Genomic DNA, 21,470 nt, shown 5'->3' with positions numbered 1-21,470 from the left:
GCGGGGCCTACTTCAGCACGTTGACGGCGCGGGCGATGACGAGTGCGGTCGTCGAGATCGACACCATCGACTGCAGCGTCATCATCATCTTGGCCCATCGGGTGAGCGGCATGGTGTCGGTGGGGGAGAACGCCACGACGTTGGTGTAGCTCACGTACAGGTAGTCGACGAACGTTGGGCGCCAACCGGGTTCGGCGTTCTGCGGATCGCTCATCTGCGGGAACTGGAAGTCCGGGTACGGGTCGTCACCGGCCCGCCGGGCGAACGGCCCACCGCGGTCCAGCTCCCAGAACCAGATGCCGAACACGATGACATTGGTGATGAAGATCGCCGCGCCACTGCCCAACAACAACCCGGCATTGTTCGACACCTGGCCGGACAGGATGTGGATGTCGAGCACGATCGCCGAGGTCGTGTTGTCGGCGGTGATGGCCGCGGTCAGCGCCCGCATCGCCCACTTGCCGACGGTGGTTTCCCGGGACATCCGCAGCGGGTTGATGATCATCAGCACGACCACGAGCAGGAGCTCCAGGCCGATCAGCGGCCACCGGGGCACCACGGTGTACTGCTCGGGGACGGCCCACTGCAGCGCCACGGCACTGAGGACGGCGAAGATCACCGGCAGCCGGTTCTCCGGCGCACCGGGCCGCAGCCACGACGGCACGTGGCTTTCGGCACTGTGCGTCAGGCGGTGGGTGCGCTCGACGAACGTCCTGACCGCCGGCGGCACCGGTTCTGGGGTGGGGTCCATGCGCTCAGTTTCGCACCGAGATGACACCATTAGACGGTGTCTGCCGAGCTGAGCCAGGGAACCCACAGGTCGTCGCCGCTTACCGCGGCTGACATCGATGCGGCTGCCCGGCGAATTTCCTCGGTGGTCACCCGGACCCCGCTGCAGTTCAGCGATCGGCTGTCGGCGCTGACCGGCGCCCAGGTCTATCTGAAGCGTGAGGACCTGCAGGCGGTGCGGTCCTACAAGTTGCGCGGCGCCTACAACTTGTTGATGCAGCTCTCCGATGAGGAGAAGGCCGCCGGCGTCGTGTGCTCGTCGGCGGGCAACCACGCCCAGGGTTTCGCGCTGGCCTGCCGCTCGATGGGCGTGCACGGCCGGGTGTACGTCCCGGCCAAGACGCCCAAGCAGAAGCGGGACCGCATCCGCTACCACGGCGGGGACTTCATCGAGCTGATCGTCGGGGGCGCCACCTATGACCTGGCCGCCGCGGCGGCGCTCGAGGACGTCGCACGCACCGGGGCCACTCTGGTCCCGCCGTATGACGACCTGCGCACCATGGCCGGCCAGGGCACCATCGCGGTCGAGATCCTCGACCAGCTGGACGGCGAGCCCGATCTGGTGATCGTGCCGGTCGGCGGCGGCGGCTGCATCAGCGGCATCACCACCTACCTGACCGCCCACACAAAGGCGACCGCCGTGCTCGGGGCCGAGCCTGCGGGAGCGGCCTCGATGATCGCGGCACTGGCCAAGGGCGAGCCGGTGACGCTGGAGCATGTCGACCAGTTCGTCGACGGCGCCGCGGTGGCGCAAGCCGGCGCGCTGACCTATGCGGCGCTGGCCGCCGCCGGGGACATGGTGTCGGTGACGACGGTCGACGAGGGCGCGGTGTGCACCGCGATGCTCGACCTGTACCAGAACGAGGGCATCATCGCCGAGCCCGCGGGCGCGCTGTCGGTGGCGGCGTTGATGGAGAACGGCGTCGAGCCCGGTTCGACGGTCGTGTGCCTGATCTCCGGTGGCAACAACGACGTTTCGCGCTACGGCGAGGTGCTCGAGCGGTCGCTGGTGCACCTGGGTCTCAAGCACTATTTCCTGGTGGATTTCCCGCAGGAGCCCGGCGCCCTGCGGCGGTTCCTCGACGAGGTGCTCGGACCCAACGACGACATCACCCTGTTCGAATACGTCAAGCGCAACAACCGGGAGACCGGTGCGGCGCTGGTCGGCATCGAACTCGGTTCGGCGGCCAACTTCGACGGGCTGCTGGAGCGGATGCACGATTCGGGCATCCACGTCGAGCCGTTGGAGCCGGGGTCTCCGGCTTACCGCTACCTGACCTAGTTCGGCGTGGTGGCCAGGCTAGGCCGCCTCTGGATAACTACTTGACAAGGCGAAAAGGGTGCTGGTGCCGCGCCGCTATTTCGGCGGCTTTGCCGAGAGCCACGGTTGGCGGGCCTATGCCGAATGTGTAGCTTGGGGCCGAGATTTCGCAGATCTGGCCCGAAAACCGACACATTCGTCATAGGGGCCGGGATCGGCAGCACGTACCTGATCAGATTGCGGGGACGCACTGACTGCGACGCGCGTCAGGTCGACGAGCGCAGGACCGCGAACGAATGTCCTTGCAGCAGAGTCGATTCACCGACCTTCGGCTCGGCGGACGACAGCACCAGCTCACCGGTGACGGGTACTGCGACGGAGTGCTCGCCGAGGTTGCATGCCACGGCGAACGCCCCACGGTGCATGACGATCCAGCGGTCGGTTTCGTCGAACTCGATGCGCAGTTGGTCGAGCCACGGGTTGGCGAAGTCGGGTTCGGTGCGCCGCAACGCGATCAGGTCGCGGTACAGCTGCAGTAGCCGGGCGTGCTCGCCGATGCCGACCTCGTCCCAATCGAGTTTGGAGCGCTTGAACGTCGCGGGGTCCTGCGGATCGGGGATGTCATCGGCGGCCCAGCCGTGATCGGCGAACTCGGCCTTGCGTCCCTCGGCCGTCGCGCGGGCCAGTTCGGGTTCGGGATGTGAACTGAAGAACTGGAACGGCGTCGATGCGCCCCACTCTTCACCCATGAAAAGCATTGCCGTATACGGTGATCCGAGTACCAGTGCGGCCTTGACCGCGAGTTGCCCGAAATCGAGATTTTGCGAGGGGCGGTCACCGATCGCCCGGTTGCCCACCTGATCGTGCGTGCACGTGTACGCCAGCAGTCGGGTGGCCGGAATCTGCGCGATGTCCAGCGGGCGGCCATGGCGGCGGCGCCGGAACGACGAGTAGGTGCCGGCATGGAAGAAGCCGTGGGTCAGGGTGGTGGCCAGCGTCTGCACGGACCCGAAATCGGCGTAGTAGCCCTGCCGTTCCCCGGAGACCGCGGTGTGGATGGCGTGGTGGATGTCGTCGTCCCACTGCCCGGCGAGGCCGTACCCGCCGCGGTCCCGCGGAGTGATCAGGCGCGGGTCATTGAGGTCACTTTCGGCGATCAGTGACAGTGGTCGGCCCAATTCTTGTGCCAGTGCGTCGGTTTCGGTGGCCAGCTCTTCCAGCAGATGCACCGCCGTGGTGTCGACCAGCGCGTGCACCGCGTCCAATCGCAGCCCGTCGATGCCGAAATCGCGCATCCAGCGCAACGCGCAATCGATGATGTAGCGGCGCACCGGGTCCGAGTCGGCGCCGCCGATGTTGATCGCCTCGCCCCACGGGGTCCGGCCCGCCGTCAGGTACGGCCCGAACTTGGGCAGGTAATTCCCCGACGGGCCAAGGTGATTGAACACCGCGTCGAGCAGCACGCCCAGGCCTCGCCGGTGGCAGGCGTCGACGAAACGCACCAGACCCGAAGGGCCGCCGTAAGGTTCGTGCACCGCGTACCACAGCACGCCGTCGTAGCCCCAGCCGTGACTGCCGCCGAACGCGTTGACCGGCATCAGTTCGACGAAGTCGACGCCGAGTGCCACCAGGTGGTCCAGCCGCTCGACGGCGGCGTCGAACGTGCCGGCTCCGGTGAACGTGCCGACGTGCAGCTCGTAGATCACCGCGCCATCGATGGCCCGGCCGGCCCAGGGCGCCGCCGACTCGGCTGGCCACAGCTGTGAAAGTCCGTGCACGCCATCGGGTTGCCGCGGCGAACGAGGGTCGGGCAGTGGCGGGGCGTCATCCAGGACGAAGCCGTACCGCGCGTCGGCGGGCACCTCCGCGGCGACGCGCCACCACCCGTCGTCGCAGCGGCTCATAGGGTATCTGGTGCCATCGGCCTCGAGCGCGACGGTTTTCGGCGTTGGCGCCCATACCGAGAATTCGTGATCAGGCACGGGCCTGCTCCAGGAGCACGCCGGGCAGTTCGGCGAACAGCACGTCAGCGGTCACGGTGCCGGACCAGGTCCGGCCGGTCAGGCGGTCGGTCCAGTCGCCGTCGGGCAGTGGGATGGTGGTGTCGGCGCAAGCGGATTCGTCGAGCTTCAGCGTCCACCGAGGTACGACCACCAGCACGTCGGCGCCGCGCCGGAACGCGATGATGTGGTCGGCGGCGGGTCCGTCGGCGACGACGGGCGTGTAGTCGCCCGACAGGTACGTGGCGGGCCGCTCCCGGCGCGACCGCAACGCTCCCGCGACGACTCGAATCTTGGGGTGGTTCAAGGAATCGAGCTCGGTTTGGCGGAGCGCGAAATCCACCGGACGCCGATTGTCGGGGTCCACCAAGCTGTCGTCGAACAGCTCGGTGCCCTGATAGACGTCGGGCACACCCGGCACGGTCAGGGCCAGCAGCTTCTGCGCTACGGCATCGCAACGCGCGGCCTCATCGAGCTGCCCGACCAACGCGGTCACCTCATTGGCGATCGGCCCGTCGAGCAGCGCGTCGATCCAGTCACGCACGGCCCGTTCGAATTCGCGGTCCGGCTGCTCCCAGTCGGTGTGCAGCTCGGCTTCGCGGATCGCCTTCTCAGCGTAGGCGTGCAGCCGGTCGCGGAGGGCGTCGTCGACCTCGCCAGACACCGGCCACACGCCGATGATGTTCTGCCACAGGAACAATCCGGTGCCCTCTTCGGGCGGTACGCACACCGTGTTCCAGCGCCGCACGCGCCCTGCCCATAGGTCGGCGCACTGGGAGAGCGCCGTGATGCGGGCCCGGACATCCTCGCTGCGCTTGGTGTCGTGGGTGGACAGGGTCACCATGGTGGCGGGCCAGTCCCGTGCACGTGCTGCGGCGCGCTGGTGAAATTCGCCCGTGCTCATGCCGAATTGCTCGGGGGTGCCACCGACCTCATTCAGCGATACCAGGCGAGCGTCGCGGTAGAACAGCGTGTCCTCGACTGCTTTAGCCGTCACCGCGCCGCATAACTGCTGCAACCGGGAAGCGGGTTCGGGCTGGTCGAGTGCCGTGGCAATCAGCTGCACGGCGGATGTCAGCTCCGGTGCCGCGCTGATGGTTTCGCTGATGGCTTCGGGCAGCGCCGGGGCCAACACCGGGTAGTCGGTGCGATACCCGCCAACACGGCTGAGCAGTTGGGCGATGGCTTCCGGCAGCGCGGGGTCGTCGGTTCCGGTGGTGCGCACGATCGCGCGGCACAGCCGGGCAAGCTCGCTGGACAGGGTCCCACGGGCGGCCTTGGTCTTCAATTCCCGGGTGTCGCACCGGGTCTCGTGCGCCAGTTCCGTCAGCGGCTCGACACCGTCCGGGTCGACGAACAGCCCACCGACTTCCCGCAGCACGTCGTAGCCGGTGGTGCCCGCGATGGGCAGACTCGGTTCGAGCGGCTCGTCGGCGGCCTGGATCTTCTCGGCGACGATCCAGGCGTCGGGTCCGGTCAGCTCGCGCAGCCGGGCGAGATAGCCTGCGGGATCGGTCAATCCGTCGATGTGATCGACCCGCAAACCGTCCACCAGACCCGCGCGGAACCAGCGCCCGATCTCGGCGTGGCTGGCGTCGAACACGTCTGGGTCCTCTTGACGCACCGCCGCCAGCGAGGTGATGGAGAAGAACCGCCGGTACCCGCACGAACCTGAACGCCACCCCACCAGTCGGTATGCCTGCCGGGCGTGGACCTCGACCGCGGTGCCCGCGCCGGTCCCGGGCCGGATCGGCCAGACCCGGTCACCCAGGCGCAGCACCTCACCGTCGACGGTCAGGGCATCGGCGTCGGCATCAGAACCCAGTACCGGCAACACGATTCGCCCGTCGGGGTCCAAGTCCCAGTCGATATCGAAGAAGCTGCTGAACCGCGACTCACGGCCGTCGGTCAGGACGTCCCACCACCACGGATTCTGCTCGGGCCGTTCGACGCCGACGTGGTTCGGCACGATGTCCACGATCAGTCCCATGCCGCGCGCTCGCGCCGCGGCGGACAGCCGGGAGAAGCCCTCGGGCCCACCGAGTTCCGCAGAGATCGCCGTCGGGTCGGTGACGTCGTAGCCGTGTGTGGACCCGGTGACAGCGGTCAACACCGGCGACAGGTAGAGGTGCGAGACGCCGAGATCGTCGAGATAAGGCAGCAGTGCCAGCGCGTCGTCGAAGGTCATTCCGTCGCCGCGCATTTGCAGCCGGTACGTAGAAACAACGGGCAAGACCGGCGCTGCTGCCATCTCGGTCACGCCGTCTTACGCAACACCAGCAGCGAGCGGGCCTGCAGCGAGATCGTCTCACCTGCGCCGGCCACCAGTTCGGTGCGCCCGTGCGGGTCCGCGGTGTCCAGGGCCGCCGCCCATTTCTCGCCGTAGCCCTGGTCGGGAATCACGAAATCCAGACCTTCGTCATGGGCGTTGAAACACAGCAGGAACGAGTCGTCGGTGACCCGTTCACCGCGCGCGTTGGGCTCGGGGATCGCGTCGCCGTTGAGGAACACCGAGATGCTCTTGCCGAAACCGGAATCCCAGTCCTCGAGCGTCATCTCGTCCCCGGCCGGCGTCAGCCAGGCGATGTCGCGAACCTGTCCGCTGCTCCGAACCGGTTGTCCGGCCAGGAACCTGCGGCGCCGGAACACCGGGTGCTCTCGGCGCAGGCGCACCACGGTGCGGGTGAATTCCAGGAGCGCCGAATTGGTTTCGCGCATGGTCCAGTCCATCCAGGACAGGGTGTTGTCCTGGCAGTAGACGTTGTTGTTGCCCTGCTGGGTGCGGCCGATCTCGTCGCCATGGCTGATCATCGGGGTGCCCTGCGACAGCATCAGGGTCGCGAAGATGTTGCGGCGCTGCCGCTCCCGCAGCGCGACGATCTCGGGATCGTCGGTCGGGCCTTCTACGCCGCAGTTCCAGGAGCGGTTGTGGCTCTCGCCGTCCCGGTTTTCCTCGCCGTTGGCGTCGTTGTGCTTCTCGTTGTAGGACACCAGGTCGGTCAACGTGAAGCCGTCGTGGCAGGTGACGAAGTTGATGCTCGCGCTCGGGCGCCGGCCGGTCGCTTCGTACAGGTCCGACGAGCCCGTCAGCCGAGACGCGAACTCGCCCAGGGTTGCGGGTTCACCGCGCCAGTAGTCGCGCACCGTGTCGCGGTACTTCCCGTTCCACTCGGTCCACAAACCGGGGAAGTTGCCGACCTGGTAGCCACCCTCGCCGACGTCCCACGGTTCGGCGATCAGCTTCACCTGGCTGATCACCGGATCCTGTTGCACCAGATCGAAAAACGCCGAGAGCCGGTCCACGTCATAGAACTCGCGAGCCAGGGTCGAGGCGAGGTCGAAGCGGAAGCCGTCGACGTGCATCTCGAGTACCCAGTACCGCAGTGAATCCATGATCAGCTGCAGCGTGTGGGGATGGCGGGCGTTGAGGCTGTTGCCGGTACCGGTGAAATCCTTGTAGAGCGACAGGTCGTCGTCATCGAGCCGGTAGTACGCGGCGTTGTCGATGCCGCGGAAGTTCAGCGTCGGGCCGAGGTGATTGCCTTCGGCGGTGTGGTTGTAGACCACGTCGAGGATGACTTCGATACCGGCTTCGTGGAACGACTTCACCATGGTTTTGAACTCGGCGACCGCGCTGCCGGCGTGCTGGTTCCACGAGTACTGGTAGTGCGGCGCGAAGAAGCCGAACGTGTTGTAGCCCCAGTAGTTTCGCAGGCCCAGGTCCAGTAGCCGGTGGTCGTGCAGGAACTGGTGCACCGGCATGAGTTCGATGGCGGTGACGCCGAGCGACTGCAGATGCTCGATGATTGCCGGGTGCGCGAGCCCGGCGTAGGTGCCGCGCAGTTCCTCGGGGATCGCCGGGTGGGTCTGGGTCATGCCCTTGACGTGCGCTTCGTAGATCACCGTCTCGTGGTAGGGCGTCCGCAGCACGCGGTCGTTGTCCCAGTTGAAGAATGGGTTGATGACCACGCTGGTCATGGTGTGGCCCAACGAATCAACGCCGGGCGGCTCGCCGGTGGCCGAGGGTGCTGACATGTCGTAGGAGTACAGCGCCTGCGTGAAGTCGAAGTCGCCGTAGAACGACTTGCCGTACGGATCGAGCAGCAGCTTGCTGGGATCGCAGCGATGTCCGTTGGCCGGATCCCACGGTCCGTACACGCGGAATCCGTACCGCTGCCCGGGGGTGACGGCAGGCAGATAGCAGTGCCACACGTAGCTGTCGACCTCGTCGAGGTTGACGCGTTCCTCGCTGCCGTCTTTGGCGATCAGGCACAGTTCGACGCGCTCGGCGACTTCGGAGAACAGCGAGAAATTGGTGCCGGACCCGTCGTACGTGGCACCGAGGGGATAGGCGCTACCCGGCCATACGCCGACAACCATGAAGGCAGCTCACCACCAGCCGGTGGCGGCCCCGACCTGGCGGCCGAGTTCGGCGGTCATGGTGCGCATGTAGGTAGCGGACAGGTGATGAGAGTCGTGATACAGCAAGACATTTCCCTCCACGGCGCGGCAGATGTCGGAACGGCACACCGCGTCACTCATGTCGAGCGGCTTCAACAGTGGGAACTGCGCGACGAAATCAAGGGTCGGGTTGTGCTCGGACAGTACCTCGGAGCGAGCGATACCGCAGGACGTTGAATTACCGCCGCTGGCAAGGCAGTCGGCCGGGAAGAACGGCTTACCGTCCTTGACGAGCCAGGGGGTGTCGCGCATGGCGAGGATCGGGATGTTCGCATCGGACAGCCGCTGCCAGATGCCGATGTAGGTGCCGGGCATGACATCGCCGGGCTTGATGTTCCAGGGGCGCGTGGAGGTGGTGAAGACGAAGCTGGGGTGGTCGGTCACCAGCTTCGGCATGACCAGTTCGTTCCACTCGTAGCACTTCGGGTACGGCCGGTTGTCGCCCATCACCAGCGGGTTGGGCTCGGTCGACAGCGGGCAACCCATCTTCAGATAGGTGACGACCTTGAAGTGGTACCGCTTGCCGAGGATGTCCAGCGCGGTGATCCAGTGTTCGGCATGCGAGCCGCCGGCCAGCGCCACGGTGCGGGTGGCGGCGATGTCGCCGTATGAGCAGTTGCGGATCGACAGGTCGTCGAAGTCGGCGATACAGCTGTCGGCCGTCGTGGCCGGCACGTCGTCCTTGGCTTCGAGGACCGTCGGGCGGAACGGCAGTTTCGGCACCTTCGCGTGGTGCAGCAGTGAACGTGCACCCGGGTAGTCGACGGGGGAGAGCGTGGCAAGTTCCTTGCCGTTGGCCCGTTCGGTGTTCATGTGCTCGCGCCAGGTGAATGCCGTTGCGGTCAGCGTCACACCCATCATGGCGACGACCGTCCCCAACAGCGCGGTGGGGCGGCGCAACCGGGTTCCGAGTGGGACGTCAGGCGTACGTGCCGGCCGGCGCAGCGGGTTCTCCACATAGCGGGTGGTGAGCCAGGCCAGCAGCCCGGAGACCAGCAGCACGGCGGCGCCGTCGACGAGATGTGCCCGGCTGTGGCCGCTGTAGGCCAGCCAGAAGATCAGCAGGGGCCAGTGCCACAGATACAGCGAGTACGCCATGGCGCCCAGGGACACGAACGGGGCGGTGGCCAGGAGCCGGTTCGGCGCGGGCAGCCGGTCGGTGCGGTTCGCGGCGCTGAGGATGAACAGCATGGTTGCGCCGACCGGCACCAGCGCCCACGGCCCGGGGAATTCCCGTACGCCGTCGATCAGGGCGCCACAGGACAAGATCGCGGCCAGCGCGACCACCGAGACCACATTGCGCAGCCACATCGGCCATCGGACGGATGGCACCAGCGCCCCCACGAGGGCGCCCAGCAGCAGTTCCCAGCCGCGGGCGAAGCTGTCGTAGTAGGCGCTGACCTGGTCGGCCTGGTGGGCGACGATCGCGTAGACGAACGACGCGACGGTCAACACGCTGAGTAATGCGATGAACGCGGGCCGTAGTCGGTCGCCGAGCCGGCGCCGGAACAGATACGCGAAGCCGAAGATCAGGGCCAGGAACGCGACGTAGAACTGGCCCTGCACCGACATCGACCAGAGGTGCTGCAGTGGGCTGACGGATTCGCCGGCCCGCAGGTAGTTCGACGCGGTCTCGGCCAGCTCCCAGTTCTGGTAGTAGCCGAGGCTGGCCAGGCTCTGGTCGGCGTACGTCTCCCAGCGGGTTTCCGGCTGGATCGCGATGGTCAGCACGGCGCCCGCGGCCAGCACGACGATCAGGGCGGGCAGCAGGCGACGGACCAGCCGGCGCAGCTGCGGACCGGGGGACAACGGCGCGTGCGGTGTCAGCGCGATCCGCAGGAGTTTGCCGCCGAAGAAGAAGCCCGACAGGGCCAGGAAGACGTCGACGCCGCCGGAAACCCGGCCGAACCAGACGTGAAAGGCCGCGACCATGGCGATGGCGATGCCGCGCAGGCCGTCCAGGTCGTGGCGGTAGAACCCGCTCGGCGCGTTGCCCGCAGCGGAGTCCGCACCGCTGTCGGTGACGTGCACGGCGTTGCCCGACCCGGGCTGCGACGCCGGCCGCGGTGCTGCAAGAGTCGTCATGGTCGGCTGTCAATCTACCCAAGATCCAAGCCGCGTTCATGTAGCGGCGAGTCGCCCGCTCGCTGAGTAGGCCGGTTCCGACGTGCTGGGCGGGCGATTAGGCTCGGTCATCGTGCCAGCGCTGAACCCTGCCGAAATCTCGGCGATCGACACCGCCCACATCTGGCACCCGTACAGCACCATCGGCGCCGAGGCGTTGCCCGCGGTGGTTGCTACCGAGGCGCACGGCATCATGCTGACCCTCATCCATGAGGGCGAACCGGTCCAGGTCATCGACGCGATGAGCTCGTGGTGGACGGCGGTGCACGGACACGGGCATCCGGTGCTCGATGCCGCGATCACCCGGCAGCTGAGCACCATGAACCACGTCATGTTCGGCGGGCTGACGCACGAGCCCGCGGCGCGGCTGGCGCAGCTGCTCGTGGAGATCACCCCGACCGGTTTGGACACGGTGTTCTTCTCGGATTCGGGTTCGGTCTCCGTCGAGGTCGCCGCGAAGATGGCCCTGCAGTACCAGGGCAGCCTCGGCCGTCCCGGCCGGCACAAGCTGATGACCTGGCGCGGCGGCTACCACGGCGACACCTTCACCCCGATGAGCGTCTGCGACCCCGACGGCGGCATGCATTCGATCTGGACCGACGTCCTGATGCCCCAGATCTTCGCGCCGCGGGTGCCCACGGAGTTCGACCAGGACTACGTCGACGCGTTCGAGGCCCAGCTGGCCGCGCACGTCGACGAGCTGGCGGCCGTCATCGTCGAGCCGGTGGTCCAGGGCGCGGGCGGCATGCGGTTCCACGACCCGCGCTACCTGACGGCGCTGCGGGACATCTGCACCCGGCACGACGTGCTGCTGATCTTTGACGAGATCGCAACCGGCTTCGGGCGGACGGGTGAGCTGTTCGCCGCGGATCACGCCGGCGTCAGCCCCGACATCATGTGCGTCGGCAAGGCGCTGACCGGTGGTTACGTGACGCTCGCGGCGACGCTGTGCACTGCTGAGATCGCCCGGGTGATCAGCTCCGGCGAGCCGGGCGCTCTCATGCACGGGCCGACGTTCATGGCGAACGCGCTGGCCTGCGCGGTGTCGGTGGCGGCTGTCGAGCTGCTGCTGGGTCAGGACTGGCGGTCCCGGGTCGCCGAGATCTCGGAGGGGCTGCGGCGCGGGCTGGCGCCGGCCGCGGAGCTGCCCTCGGTCGCCGACGTGCGGGTGCTGGGCGCCATCGGCGTCGTCGAGATGAAGGAGCCCTTGAACATGGCTGGCATGTCCAAGGCCACGGTCACCGCGATCGAACACGGCGTGTGGCTGCGGCCCTTCGGCAAGCTGCTGTACGTGATGCCGCCCTTCATCTGCACGCCCGACGAGATCGACCAGGTCACCTCTGCTGTGGTCGCCGTTGCCCGTGCGTTAACCTGAACACCGTTCAATGGCACTGGAGTCAGGAGCGCGCCGATGACTGATCACTCGCCGCTGGCCTGGCTCGCCGATGTCGAACGCCAGCGCCGGGCCGCGGGCCTGCGCCGGTCGCTGCGGGTCCGGCCCGCGGTGGCCACCGAACTGGACCTGGCATCCAACGACTATCTGGGCCTGACGCAGCATCCCGACGTCATCGAGGGCGGCGTCACGGCGCTGCACACCTGGGGCGCGGGTTCCGGCGGATCGCGCCTGGTGACCGGCAACACCGAACTGCACGAGGACTTCGAGGCCGACCTGGCCGACTTCATGGGCGCCGAGTCGGCGCTGGTGTTCTCCTCCGGCTACACCGCCAACATCGGTGCGGTCGCAGCCCTGTCCGGGCCGGGCTCGCTGGTCGTGTCGGACGCCTACAGTCACGCCTCGCTGGTGGACGCCTGTCGGCTGTCCCGGGCGCGGGTGGTGGTGTCCTCGCACAACGACGTCGGCGCCGTGGAGACCGCGCTGGTCAGCCGGTCCGAGGAGCGGGCCGTCGTGATCACGGACTCGGTGTTCTCGACCGACGGTGCCCTGGCCCCGCTGCGCGCCCTGCACGAGGTCTGTCGCCGGCACGGCGCGTTGCTGATCGTCGACGAGGCCCACGGCCTCGGCGTGCGCGGCACCGGCGGGCGCGGCCTGGTGCACGAGGTCGGATTGGCCGGCGAGCCCGACATCGTGGTGACGACGACGCTGTCCAAGTCGCTCGGCAGCCAGGGTGGGGCGGTGCTCGGCCCCGCCGCGGTGCGGGCCCATCTCATCGACGCCGCGCGAACCTTCATCTTCGACACCGGCCTGGCCCCGGCCGCCGTCGGCGCGGCACGCGCGGCACTTCAGGTCCTGATCGCCGAGCCGTGGCGGGCACAGGCCGTGTTGACCCACGCCGCGACGCTGGCCCGGTTCGGCGGCGCCGTCGGCACCCCGGATTCCGCCGTCGTCTCGGTGATCCTCGGCGACCCCGAGGTCGCGCTGGCCGCGGCGTCAGCGTGCCTGGACCGTGGTGTCCGGGTCGGCTGCTTCCGGCCCCCGACCGTGCCGGCCGGCACCTCCCGGCTGCGGCTGACCGCGCGTGCGTCACTCGATGACGCCGAGCTGGACTTGGCGGGCCGGGTGCTCGGCGAGGTGCTCGCCCTGGTGCAGTCGTGACCGTGCTGCTCGTCGCCGGTACCGACACCGGCGTCGGAAAGACCATCGCGACCGCGGCGCTGGCCTGCGCCGCTCGACAGGCCGGTCTCGACGTCGCCGTGTGCAAGGCGGTGCAGACCGGAATCTCGCCGGCCGCCGGTCACGGTGACGACGACCTGGCCGAAGTGGGCCGTCTGGCCGGGGTCACCTCGCTGGTGCCGGGCTGGCGCTATCCCGAACCTTTGGCGCCCGTCGCCGCTGCCGAACTGGCCGGCATGACGTTGCCCTCACGCGACGAGCTGCTCGCTCTCATCAAGAACGTGGACCGGCCCCGCCAGCTGACCCTCGTCGAGGGCGCCGGGGGACTGCTCGTCCAACTCGGCGCCGACGGCACCACCTTGCGCGACCTGGCCGTCGAACTCGGGGCCGCGGTCCTGGTCGTGGTCGCGCCGGGCCTGGGCACCCTCAACCACACGGGGCTGACGGTCGAGTCGCTGGCCGCGCACGGCATTGCGTGCGCCGGATTGGTGATCGGCAGCTGGCCTCAGGAGCCGGGGCTGGCGGAAGAGTCCAACCGGGGTGCGCTCGACGAGATCGCCTCGGTGCGCGCCGTGCTGCCCGATGGCGCGGGCCGGTTGTCGCCTGAGGTGTTCGCCAGGGTCAGCGCGGAAGCCTTTGATCCGCAATGGGTTTCGAGCCTGGTCGGCTGACGTGGTGCACTCGGTCGAGCTGCTGTTCGACCTCGACACCGAGGTCGTGATCCGGCGCGCCTGGGACGACCTGCGGGCCGCGGGTCTGTCCGCCCAGCGCCCGACGGCCCGGCCCCACGTGACGCTCGTGGTGGCGGGCGGCATGGATCATGCCGTCGCCCAATCGCTTTCGACATTGTTGCCCCGATTTCCGTTGCCGTGCCGAGTAGGTTCGGCGCTCGTGTTCGGGCGGTCTGCTGGGGTGCTGGCGCGCTCGATCGTGCCCAGTGCCGGGCTACTGGAGATTCATGCCGATGCCTGCCGGCTGGCGGCCGACCACCTGACGTCGGCGGCCATGCCGCACACCCAGCCGGGGGACTGGTCGCCGCACGTGACGTTGGGCCGCCGGATTCCGGCTGACCGGCTCGGCTCGGCGTTGTCCATCGCGGGCCATCCGACCGAGATCAGCGGTGCATTCGTCGGGCTACGGCACTGGGACGGCGACGCCCGGACCGAGCATCTGATCTAACTCGGCCGGCTTCGGCCGCCCGGAAGGTTGCACGTGATGAGAAGTACGTGGCTTCGATCACGAGGCACTTGCAGCCAGTCTGGTTGCAGCCAGGGACCCTTTCCGGCTGTCAGCTGTCCCTGAGTTCAACAACTTCCGCTGGATCGCCCCTTGATTGAACTCACGCACTTTTCCAGCGGCATCTAGTTGCGACGGCTGATGGCGTGCGCCGCGAGCCCGTCGACCAGCAGGTCCAGGCCGAAAGTGAAACGGCCACCGGCGTTTTCGGACCACACCGAGTCACTGTCGGCCACGGTCGCGCCGGCTGCGTCCCACTGGAGGCGGGACTGCTCGTCGGCGGTGAAGCCCAGCACGTAGTAGATGATGGTGCGGGCCGCGAGGTTGGCGTCGTCGGCGGTGAGGCCCGACTCGCGGCACGCGTCGGCCAACGCCTCCACGATGCGGCTGAGCTCGGCCGATCGCCCGGCCGAGAAACTGGCCGAGACCAGCTCGGCGCCGTCGGTGGCGGACAGCAGCGCGTCACGCAACGCCGAGCACAACGCCACGACGCGGTCCGGCCACGGTCCGTCGGCCGGTCCGCTGATCGAGCGGGGAGCCGCGGTGGCCAGCAGGCGGTCGGCGACCGCGCCCAGTAGCTCCTGTTTATCGGCGAAATGCCAGTACAGAGCGCCTGGGCTGACGCTCAGTTCACGCGCCAGCCTGCGCATGGTCAGGTCGGCTATCCCGTAGTTGTCCAGGATCTCGGCGGCCTTGGCCACCACGTCGCTTCGGTGCAGTTGCACATCTGTATCCTAAACACCGTTCAAGTTGTAGGCCGCAGTCGGCCTGGAGTAAGGAGTGCCGATGACTCAGGCCACGACCGATGTTTTGGGTGTAGCCCGCGAGCAGGTGCTCGAGCGTGGCGAAGGCCTGAGCCAAGAGCAGGTGCTCGAGGTTCTGCAGCTGCCCGACGACCGGCTGGAGGACCTGCTGGCCCTCGCGCACGACGTGCGCATGAAGTGGTGCGGTCCCGAGGTCGAGGTCGAGGGCATCATCAGCCTCAAGACCGGCGGCTGCCCCGAGGACTGCCACTTCTGTTCGCAGTCGGGCCTGTTCGCCTCTCCGGTGCGCAGCGCGTGGCTGGACGTCCCGAGCCTGGTCGAGGCCGCGAAGCAGACCGCCAAGACCGGTGCGACCGAGTTCTGCATCGTCGCCGCGGTGCGCGGGCCCGACGAGCGCCTGTTGGCTCAGGTCGCCGCCGGCATCGAGGCCATCCGCAATGAGGTCGACATCCAGATCGCGTGCTCGCTCGGCATGCTCGATCAGGAGCAGGTCGACCGGCTCAAGGCCATGGGTGTGCACCGCTACAACCACAACCTGGAGACCTCGAAGTCGTACTTCCCGAACGTCGTCACCACCCACACCTGGGAAGAGCGCTGGAAGACCCTCGAGATGGTTCGCGAGGCCGGCATGGAGGTCTGCTGCGGCGGCATCCTCGGCATGGGCGAGACCCTGGAGCAGCGTGCCGAGTTCGCCGCGAACCTGGCCGAGCTGAACCCGCACGAGGTGCCGCTGAACTTCCTGAACCCGCGCCCGGGTACCCCGTTCGGTGACCTCGAGGTCCTGCCGGCCGCCGACGCATTGCGCGCCGTCGCCGCGTTCCGTCTGGCCATGCCGCGCACCATGCTGCGCTTCGCCGGTGGTCGCGAGATCACCCTCGGTGATCTGGGCGCCAAGCAGGGCATCCTGGGCGGCATCAACGCCGTCATCGTCGGCAACTACCTGACCACGCTGGGTCGCCCGGCCGAGTCCGATCTGGAACTGCTGGACGATCTGCAGATGCCGATCAAGGCCCTCAACGCCACACTGTGATGACTCGCGAATTGCCCGCACCGGTCAGTGCCGGCAAGTTCAACGTCTACACCGGTGTCGCGGCGGACGCCGTCGACGGCGCCGTCATGCCGACCACGGCCCAGCTCGGCCTGGAGGCGCCCCGGTTCTGCGCCGAATGCGGCCGCCGCATGGTGGTGCAGGTGCGTCCCGACGGTTGGTGGGCGAAGTGCTCGCGGCACGGGGTGGTGGACTCGAAGGACCTGGAGACCCAGCGATGACCGACGGCGGCGACGAGCGCCCGCGCGAAGAGCAGAATTTCGCGCAGGGCGTCGAAACCCTTGAGCCGCCGAAGCTTTCGCATCGCGCGGCAGCGCTGCGGGTCGTCCTCGGCCTGACGTTGGCCGGCGCGCTCGGCGGTCTGCTGTGGGCGTTTCTGGCGCCGCCGGTCGACGCCGTCGTCGCGTTGACCAAGAAGGGTCAGCGCATCCACGGGTACTTCGGCGACGAGTCGGACCGGGTGTTCATGGGTGGTGCGCTGGCCGTCGGTCTGCTGACGGTGATCGCCGTGGTGGCGGCGACCCTGGTGTGGCAGTGGCGCGCGCATCGTGGGCCGGTCCTGGCCGGTGCGCTGGCGCTCGGCAATGTGGCTGCCGCAGGGGCGCTCGCCGGTGTCGGCGCGGCCGTCGCACATTGGCGGTACGGGACTCCGGACCTTGCGGGTGCGCCGCTGTCTCCCGAGCATCGGGTGGGCTACCTGGTCGAGGCGCCGCCGGTGTTCTTCGGGCACTCGCCGTGGGTCATCGCGACGACGCTGTTCTTCCCGGCCGGCATCGCCGCGCTGGTCTATCTGTTCTGCACGCTGGCGACCAAGCGCGACGATCTGGGCGCCTGGCCGCCGGTGGAGTGGGCGCCCGTCCGGCTACCGGTTGCCGCGGCTCCTGCCGCTACCGACGCCCAACCGGAAGTCCCAGCAGAACCTTCGTGCTGACGACGCCCAGCTTGATCAGGCCGAGGTAGGTCGCCGGGTTCAGCAGGGCCGGCCACGAGGTACGCACGGTGGGGCCCAGCGGTTTGCCGTCGAACCGGTCGGCGAGCCAGCTCAGCGTCATCGGCGCAGCCAGCGGGTGCAGGACGATGTGCTCGCTGAGGATGTCTCGGTGGTAGGTCACGTGCGAGCCACCCATGACATAGGTGTCGGTCAGCTCGTCGATGTTCCCGACGTTGATGATCTGGTCGTGTACGGCCTGCATCACCAGGAGCGGCGGCGTCGGCGCGGTCTTGCCGAGCTTGATGGCCTCGAAGACGTGCTGCACCTCAGGCGTGTCGAGCACTTCCTGCAGCGGCGACTTCAGCAGGCTGTCCATGTCGAGTCCGGCGTGCCGGAAGACCGCCTCGGCGGTGGTCATGTCCTCGATGTTGCGCAGCATGGCCTTACCGGCCTCGGTGGCGTGCTCGTTGATGACGCGGTTCAGGCCCGGGTAGACGTGCATGAGCGCCGCGATGACGGTGGCCGGCAGGCCGGCCTTGGAGGTGCCGTTCAGCTGGCGGAAGACGTTGCCCAGGTTGGCAACCGGCGAGCCGAGGGCCGCGCCGACGACGTTGAGCTCGGGCGCGTAGTTGGCGTATTCCTCTGCGGCCCAGGCGCTCGCGAGGCCGCCGCCCGAGTAGCCCCACAAGCCGATCGGCGCGTCGGCGTACAAGCCGAGTGATTCGGTGTTGATGGCGGCGCGCAGGCCGTCGAGGATGTGGTACCCGGGTTCGTGCGGGGCGCCCCAGATGCCGTCGGTGCCTTCGTGGTCGGGGACGGACACCGCCCAGCCCTGCGCGAGGACCGCGGCCACGAGCACGTATTCGAGCTGTGCCACGGAGCCGAGGGCCCGGGTGCGGCGGCGCAGCGCGTACGACGGGAAGCAGGCGTCGGAGACGGCGTCGATGGCGCACTGGTAGGAGACGATCGGGCACCGGGTGTTCGGGTTGTGCCCGACGGGCAGCAGGACGGTGGTGACCGCGGCCTGCGGGGTGCCATTGAGGTCGGTGCTGCGGTACAGCAGCTGCGTGGCGGTGACGCCCTGGGGGATCGCGCCCATGAAGCCGAGTTCGACGTCGCGCGAGCGCAGGACGGTGCCGGGTGCGGTGTGCTCGAAGCCGGCGGGCGCGACGTAGAACGCGTCGTCGCTGGGGCGCAGTGGGCGGGTGCCGGATTGGAGTTCCTCGTGGTACGGCTGGCCGATCCACTCGGCGTCGAACGCCCTGGCTGCATTGCCCATGGTCATCGGGAAATCATGTCTTAAGGAACCCTTAAAAACCAATTCTGGCTCGCGAAATGTGGCCGGAAAGTGACCTACGTCACGACCCGTAGGTTAACTAGGTGGGCGTAAGGCGGCGAACTCGTCCGTAACGCGGTATGTCGAGTCGGTGAACCTGTACAGCGCGGCTGGGCGGCCGCCGCTGCGTCCGGAGCGGGCCGTGGTGCCGGTCGGGGTGATGACGCCGCGCCGGCCCAGCACCCGTTGCAGATTGGTCGGGTCCACCGGGTGGCCCAGCGTGGCGGCGTAGATGTCCCGCAGCGTGGTCAGGGTGAATTCCTTTGGCGCCAAGGCGAATCCGATGTTGGTATAGGACATCTTGGCCACCAGCCGGGTGTGCGCGTGCGTGATCATCGGGCGGTGATCGAAGGCCATGGGAGGCAGTGCCGACACGGGGTGCCAGCGCGTGTCGCTCGGGAGTTCGGGTGTTGCGGGGGAGGGCACCAGGCCCAGGAAGGTCGAGGCGATGGTGCGCGGGCCGGGCACGCGTTTGGGCTCGGAGAAGACCGCGAGCTGCTCGAGATGGGTCAGCTGACGCAGATCGACCTTCTCGGCGAGTTGGCGCCGGACCGAACTGATCAGGTCTTCGTCGTGCCGCAGCTGGCCGCCGGGGAGGGACCATGCGCCACGCTGCGGCTCCATGGCGCGCTCCCACAACAGCACACTGAGCTGCGGTTTCTTTCCGTCGAGGAGGCGCACCTGAAACACGACGGCGAGCACTTCATGCGCAGTACCCACATCCGTCACGTTTTCGATTTTAAGTCGAAAACATCGGAGTTCAAAAGCACCCGCCGGGGCGGTGGGTGGCCGTAGCTGTAACGGGCGCAGGTGCCGCCCAGTAGTTAGACTGACCAGGCGCGATTCCAGCAAACTTCATGGTCGTTACGTGGGGGAAAGGGCCAGGGGGCCATGCGCAATATTGGTGTTGATCCAACAGATCCGCTCGGGTGGGTGTTGACCTTCGCGGAGTTCGGCACACTGCGTTCGCGACTGAGCCTGAGAAACCACAGGTCCCTTGAGCTGGTCGTCGGTACCGATGCCGCCAACGTGTCGTTGACGAGTTATGGCAAGCGGATTTCCACGGTGTGGCAAACGATTGAGACCATCGGTGCCGGTGCTGTGAAGCCTCGCCGTCTGATCCTCTGGCTGGATGACCGCGACGCGTATCTCGATCCGCCGGCAACATTGAAACGCTTGCAGGCACGCGGGTTGGAAATTCGTCACTGCCGCGACTACGGACCACACAAGAAATACTTTCCGTACGTCAACGAGATACTGCCGGACGAACCCGACGCCACTCTTGTCACAGCGGACGACGACGTCTACTACCCGCCTACCTGGCTCGCGGAGCTGCTCGCGGCGCATCGGCCCGGCGAGGTCACCGCCTTTCGTGCGCGAATCAGGAGCGATGGCCCGTACGGCACCTGGCCGATGTGCACCACAACCGAAGCATCCGAAACGGTATTCGCGACAGGCGTATCCGGTGTCGCCTACCCTCCGGAACTGCTTGGGGCGCTGCGGGATCGCGGCGAGGCGTTCGCCCAGGTGTGCCCGCGGGCTGACGATTACTGGCTGCACTACGCCGCCGTATCCAGGGGAATCCCGATCCGCCAGGTGCGTGATGTCGCCGCCCACTTCTGGCCCATCGTGCTGGTTGCCAGCCGGGGCCTTTGGGACGGCAGCGGAACTGCGAACGACGCCATCGCCGTCCAGACGCAACAGACCTGGCAGAACTATCCAGAATCGTCCTGACGCCTCGTAGGTAGCTGAGCCGTCTTCCCAGAGTGCGCCGGGTCGACCGCTCGCGGTGCGGCCAGTTCGCGCTGGGTGGCTTTCAGGTCCTTTGGGGTCGCGCGCGGTACACCAAGGTGAACTTCTCGTGTGCAGTGCTAGTATGTGGCATGTTTTCGATCATAAGTCGAAAACCTGGCCAGGTTCAAAGGAGACGGCCATGACGGTTCTGGACCGACCGGCGGAGTTCGAAGGTTTCGGCGACGTGGTCGCCGACGCGCAGTGGGCGGACGAGGTGCGCCGCCTGGCGAAAGAACGCAACGCCACGATCCTCGCGCACAACTACCAGCTGCCCGAGATTCAGGACATCGCCGACCATGTCGGTGACTCGCTGGCGCTGTCGCGCATCGCCGCGGACGCCGCCGAGGGCACCATCGTGTTCTGCGGTGTGCACTTCATGGCCGAGACCGCCAAGATCCTGTCACCGGCCAAGACCGTGCTGATCCCGGATCAGCGGGCAGGCTGCTCGCTGGCCGATTCGATCACCGCCGACGACCTGCGGGCCTGGAAAGCCGATTACCCGGACGCGGTCGTGGTGTCCTACGTGAACACCACCGCGGCGGTCAAAGCCCTCACCGACATCTGCTGCACGTCGTCCAACGCCGTCGAGGTGGTCGCCTCGATCCCGGCGGACAAGACCGTGCTGTTCTGCCCCGACCAGTTCCTCGGCGCGCACGTCCGCCGGATGACCGGCCGCGACAACCTGCACATCTGGGCCGGGGAATGCCACGTGCACGCCGGCATCAACGGTGACGAACTTGCCGACCAGGCCCGTTCGCACCCCGATGCCGAACTGTTCGTGCACCCCGAATGCGGTTGCGCCACCTCGGCTCTGTACCTGGCCGGCGAGGGCGCCGTGCCGGACGACCGGGTCAAGATCCTGTCGACCGGCGGCATGCTCGACGCCGCCCGGGCGACCACGGCCAAGCAGGTCCTGGTCGCCACCGAGATCGGCATGCTGCACCAGTTGCGCCGTGCCGCACCGGAAACCGAGTTTCTCGCCGTCAACGATCGGGCCTCCTGCCCGTACATGAAGATGATCACGCCGGCTGCGCTGCTGCGCTGCCTGCGCGACGGCGCCGACGAAGTCAACGTCGACGAGGATGTCGCAGCCGCAGCTCGGTTGAGCGTGCAGCGCATGATCGGGATCGGGCAGCCCGGCGGCGGGGAGTAGC

The 21,470-nt window shown here is 67.8% G+C and carries 18 protein-coding genes; 10 read left to right on the top strand and 8 right to left on the bottom strand.

Annotation, left to right across the window (positions count from 1 at the left end; all coding sequences use genetic code 11):
- Positions 1–7 precede the first annotated feature (7 nt).
- A complete protein-coding gene (locus AC1U2B_RS06870) occupies positions 8–751 on the bottom strand; it encodes a hypothetical protein (protein ID WP_480216202.1) in 744 nt (247 codons plus the stop codon).
- 36 nt (positions 752–787) lie between these two features.
- Between AC1U2B_RS06870 and ilvA the strand changes: the two genes are divergently transcribed.
- On the top strand, positions 788–2,071 hold the full coding sequence (ilvA, locus tag AC1U2B_RS06865) for a threonine ammonia-lyase IlvA (protein WP_260941997.1): 1,284 nt from the start codon (positions 788–790) through the stop codon (positions 2,069–2,071).
- Between the two features lie 245 nt (positions 2,072–2,316).
- Here the strand turns inward: ilvA and treZ are convergent, their stop codons facing one another.
- Genes treZ through AC1U2B_RS06845 form a run of 4 tightly spaced genes read right to left on the bottom strand, consistent with a single transcriptional unit; the run spans position 2,317 to position 10,596 of the window.
- Complete coding sequence (gene treZ / locus AC1U2B_RS06860) at positions 2,317–4,032, bottom strand: malto-oligosyltrehalose trehalohydrolase (RefSeq protein WP_480216201.1); 1,716 nt, start codon at positions 4,030–4,032, stop codon at positions 2,317–2,319.
- Entirely contained in the window at positions 4,025–6,301 is a 2,277-nt protein-coding gene (gene treY / locus AC1U2B_RS06855; protein ID WP_480216589.1) for a malto-oligosyltrehalose synthase, read from the bottom strand. Before treY ends, treZ begins: the two co-directional genes overlap by 8 nt.
- 5 nt (positions 6,302–6,306) lie before the next feature.
- On the bottom strand, positions 6,307–8,430 hold the full coding sequence (glgX, locus tag AC1U2B_RS06850; RefSeq protein WP_480216200.1) for a glycogen debranching protein GlgX: 2,124 nt from the start codon (positions 8,428–8,430) through the stop codon (positions 6,307–6,309).
- 9 nt (positions 8,431–8,439) lie between these two features.
- A complete protein-coding gene (locus tag AC1U2B_RS06845) occupies positions 8,440–10,596 on the bottom strand; it encodes an acetyltransferase SucT (RefSeq protein WP_480216199.1) in 2,157 nt (718 codons plus the stop codon).
- Between the two features lie 112 nt (positions 10,597–10,708).
- On the opposite strand from AC1U2B_RS06845, the gene AC1U2B_RS06840 reads away from it, so the two are divergent.
- From AC1U2B_RS06840 to AC1U2B_RS06825, 4 genes are read left to right on the top strand one after another with little or no spacing between them, the layout of a single operon-like run.
- On the top strand, positions 10,709–12,010 hold the full coding sequence (locus tag AC1U2B_RS06840; protein ID WP_480216198.1) for an adenosylmethionine--8-amino-7-oxononanoate transaminase: 1,302 nt from the start codon (positions 10,709–10,711) through the stop codon (positions 12,008–12,010).
- A gap of 36 nt (positions 12,011–12,046) precedes the next feature.
- Complete coding sequence (locus AC1U2B_RS06835) at positions 12,047–13,189, top strand: 8-amino-7-oxononanoate synthase (RefSeq protein WP_480216197.1); 1,143 nt, start codon at positions 12,047–12,049, stop codon at positions 13,187–13,189.
- Complete coding sequence (gene bioD, locus AC1U2B_RS06830; RefSeq protein ID WP_480216196.1) at positions 13,186–13,878, top strand: dethiobiotin synthase; 693 nt, start codon at positions 13,186–13,188, stop codon at positions 13,876–13,878. The genes AC1U2B_RS06835 and bioD overlap by 4 nt, the downstream gene beginning before the upstream one ends.
- Before the next feature lies 1 nt (position 13,879).
- Positions 13,880–14,386: a 2'-5' RNA ligase family protein gene (locus tag AC1U2B_RS06825; protein ID WP_480216195.1), complete on the top strand. Its 507-nt coding sequence runs from the start codon at positions 13,880–13,882 to the stop codon at positions 14,384–14,386.
- Positions 14,387–14,568: 182 nt separating this feature from the next.
- Here AC1U2B_RS06825 and AC1U2B_RS06820 read toward each other — a convergent pair whose 3' ends face one another.
- Entirely contained in the window at positions 14,569–15,168 is a 600-nt protein-coding gene (locus tag AC1U2B_RS06820; protein WP_480216194.1) for a TetR/AcrR family transcriptional regulator C-terminal domain-containing protein, read from the bottom strand.
- Between the two features lie 61 nt (positions 15,169–15,229).
- Here AC1U2B_RS06820 and bioB point away from each other — a divergent pair, with 61 nt between their 5' ends.
- Genes bioB through AC1U2B_RS06805 form a run of 3 tightly spaced genes read left to right on the top strand, consistent with a single transcriptional unit; the run spans position 15,230 to position 17,186 of the window.
- A complete protein-coding gene (gene bioB / locus AC1U2B_RS06815) occupies positions 15,230–16,237 on the top strand; it encodes a biotin synthase BioB (protein WP_043398520.1) in 1,008 nt (335 codons plus the stop codon).
- The gene (gene bsaP, locus AC1U2B_RS06810; protein WP_043398517.1) at positions 16,237–16,476 is read left to right on the top strand and encodes a biotin synthase auxiliary protein BsaP; all 240 of its coding nucleotides are present in this window, start codon (positions 16,237–16,239) and stop codon (positions 16,474–16,476) included. The genes bioB and bsaP overlap by 1 nt, the downstream gene beginning before the upstream one ends.
- Positions 16,473–17,186 (top strand): DUF2567 domain-containing protein, encoded by a 714-nt coding sequence (locus AC1U2B_RS06805; protein WP_480216193.1) that lies wholly within the window; start codon positions 16,473–16,475, stop codon positions 17,184–17,186. The genes bsaP and AC1U2B_RS06805 overlap by 4 nt, the downstream gene beginning before the upstream one ends.
- Here AC1U2B_RS06805 and AC1U2B_RS06800 read toward each other — a convergent pair.
- Together AC1U2B_RS06800 and AC1U2B_RS06795 are read right to left on the bottom strand one after the other, a co-directional pair.
- Entirely contained in the window at positions 17,143–18,471 is a 1,329-nt protein-coding gene (locus AC1U2B_RS06800; RefSeq protein WP_480216192.1) for a lipase family protein, read from the bottom strand. The genes AC1U2B_RS06805 and AC1U2B_RS06800 overlap by 44 nt on opposite strands.
- Positions 18,472–18,558: 87 nt before the next feature.
- Entirely contained in the window at positions 18,559–19,251 is a 693-nt protein-coding gene (locus AC1U2B_RS06795) for an NUDIX hydrolase (protein WP_480216191.1), read from the bottom strand.
- Between the two features lie 162 nt (positions 19,252–19,413).
- Between AC1U2B_RS06795 and AC1U2B_RS06790 the strand changes: the two genes are divergently transcribed.
- Together AC1U2B_RS06790 and nadA are read left to right on the top strand one after the other, a co-directional pair.
- Positions 19,414–20,256 (top strand): hypothetical protein, encoded by an 843-nt coding sequence (locus AC1U2B_RS06790; protein ID WP_480216190.1) that lies wholly within the window; start codon positions 19,414–19,416, stop codon positions 20,254–20,256.
- 199 nt (positions 20,257–20,455) lie between these two features.
- Complete coding sequence (nadA, locus tag AC1U2B_RS06785; RefSeq protein WP_043398507.1) at positions 20,456–21,469, top strand: quinolinate synthase NadA; 1,014 nt, start codon at positions 20,456–20,458, stop codon at positions 21,467–21,469.
- The last annotated feature ends 1 nt before the right edge of the window (position 21,470 follow it).

The sequence above is a fragment of the Mycolicibacterium sp. P4_G11 genome (genome assembly GCF_056555145.1).
The sequence above is the reverse complement of the archived record's forward strand: the minus strand, read 5'-3'. Positions and strand labels throughout refer to the sequence as shown.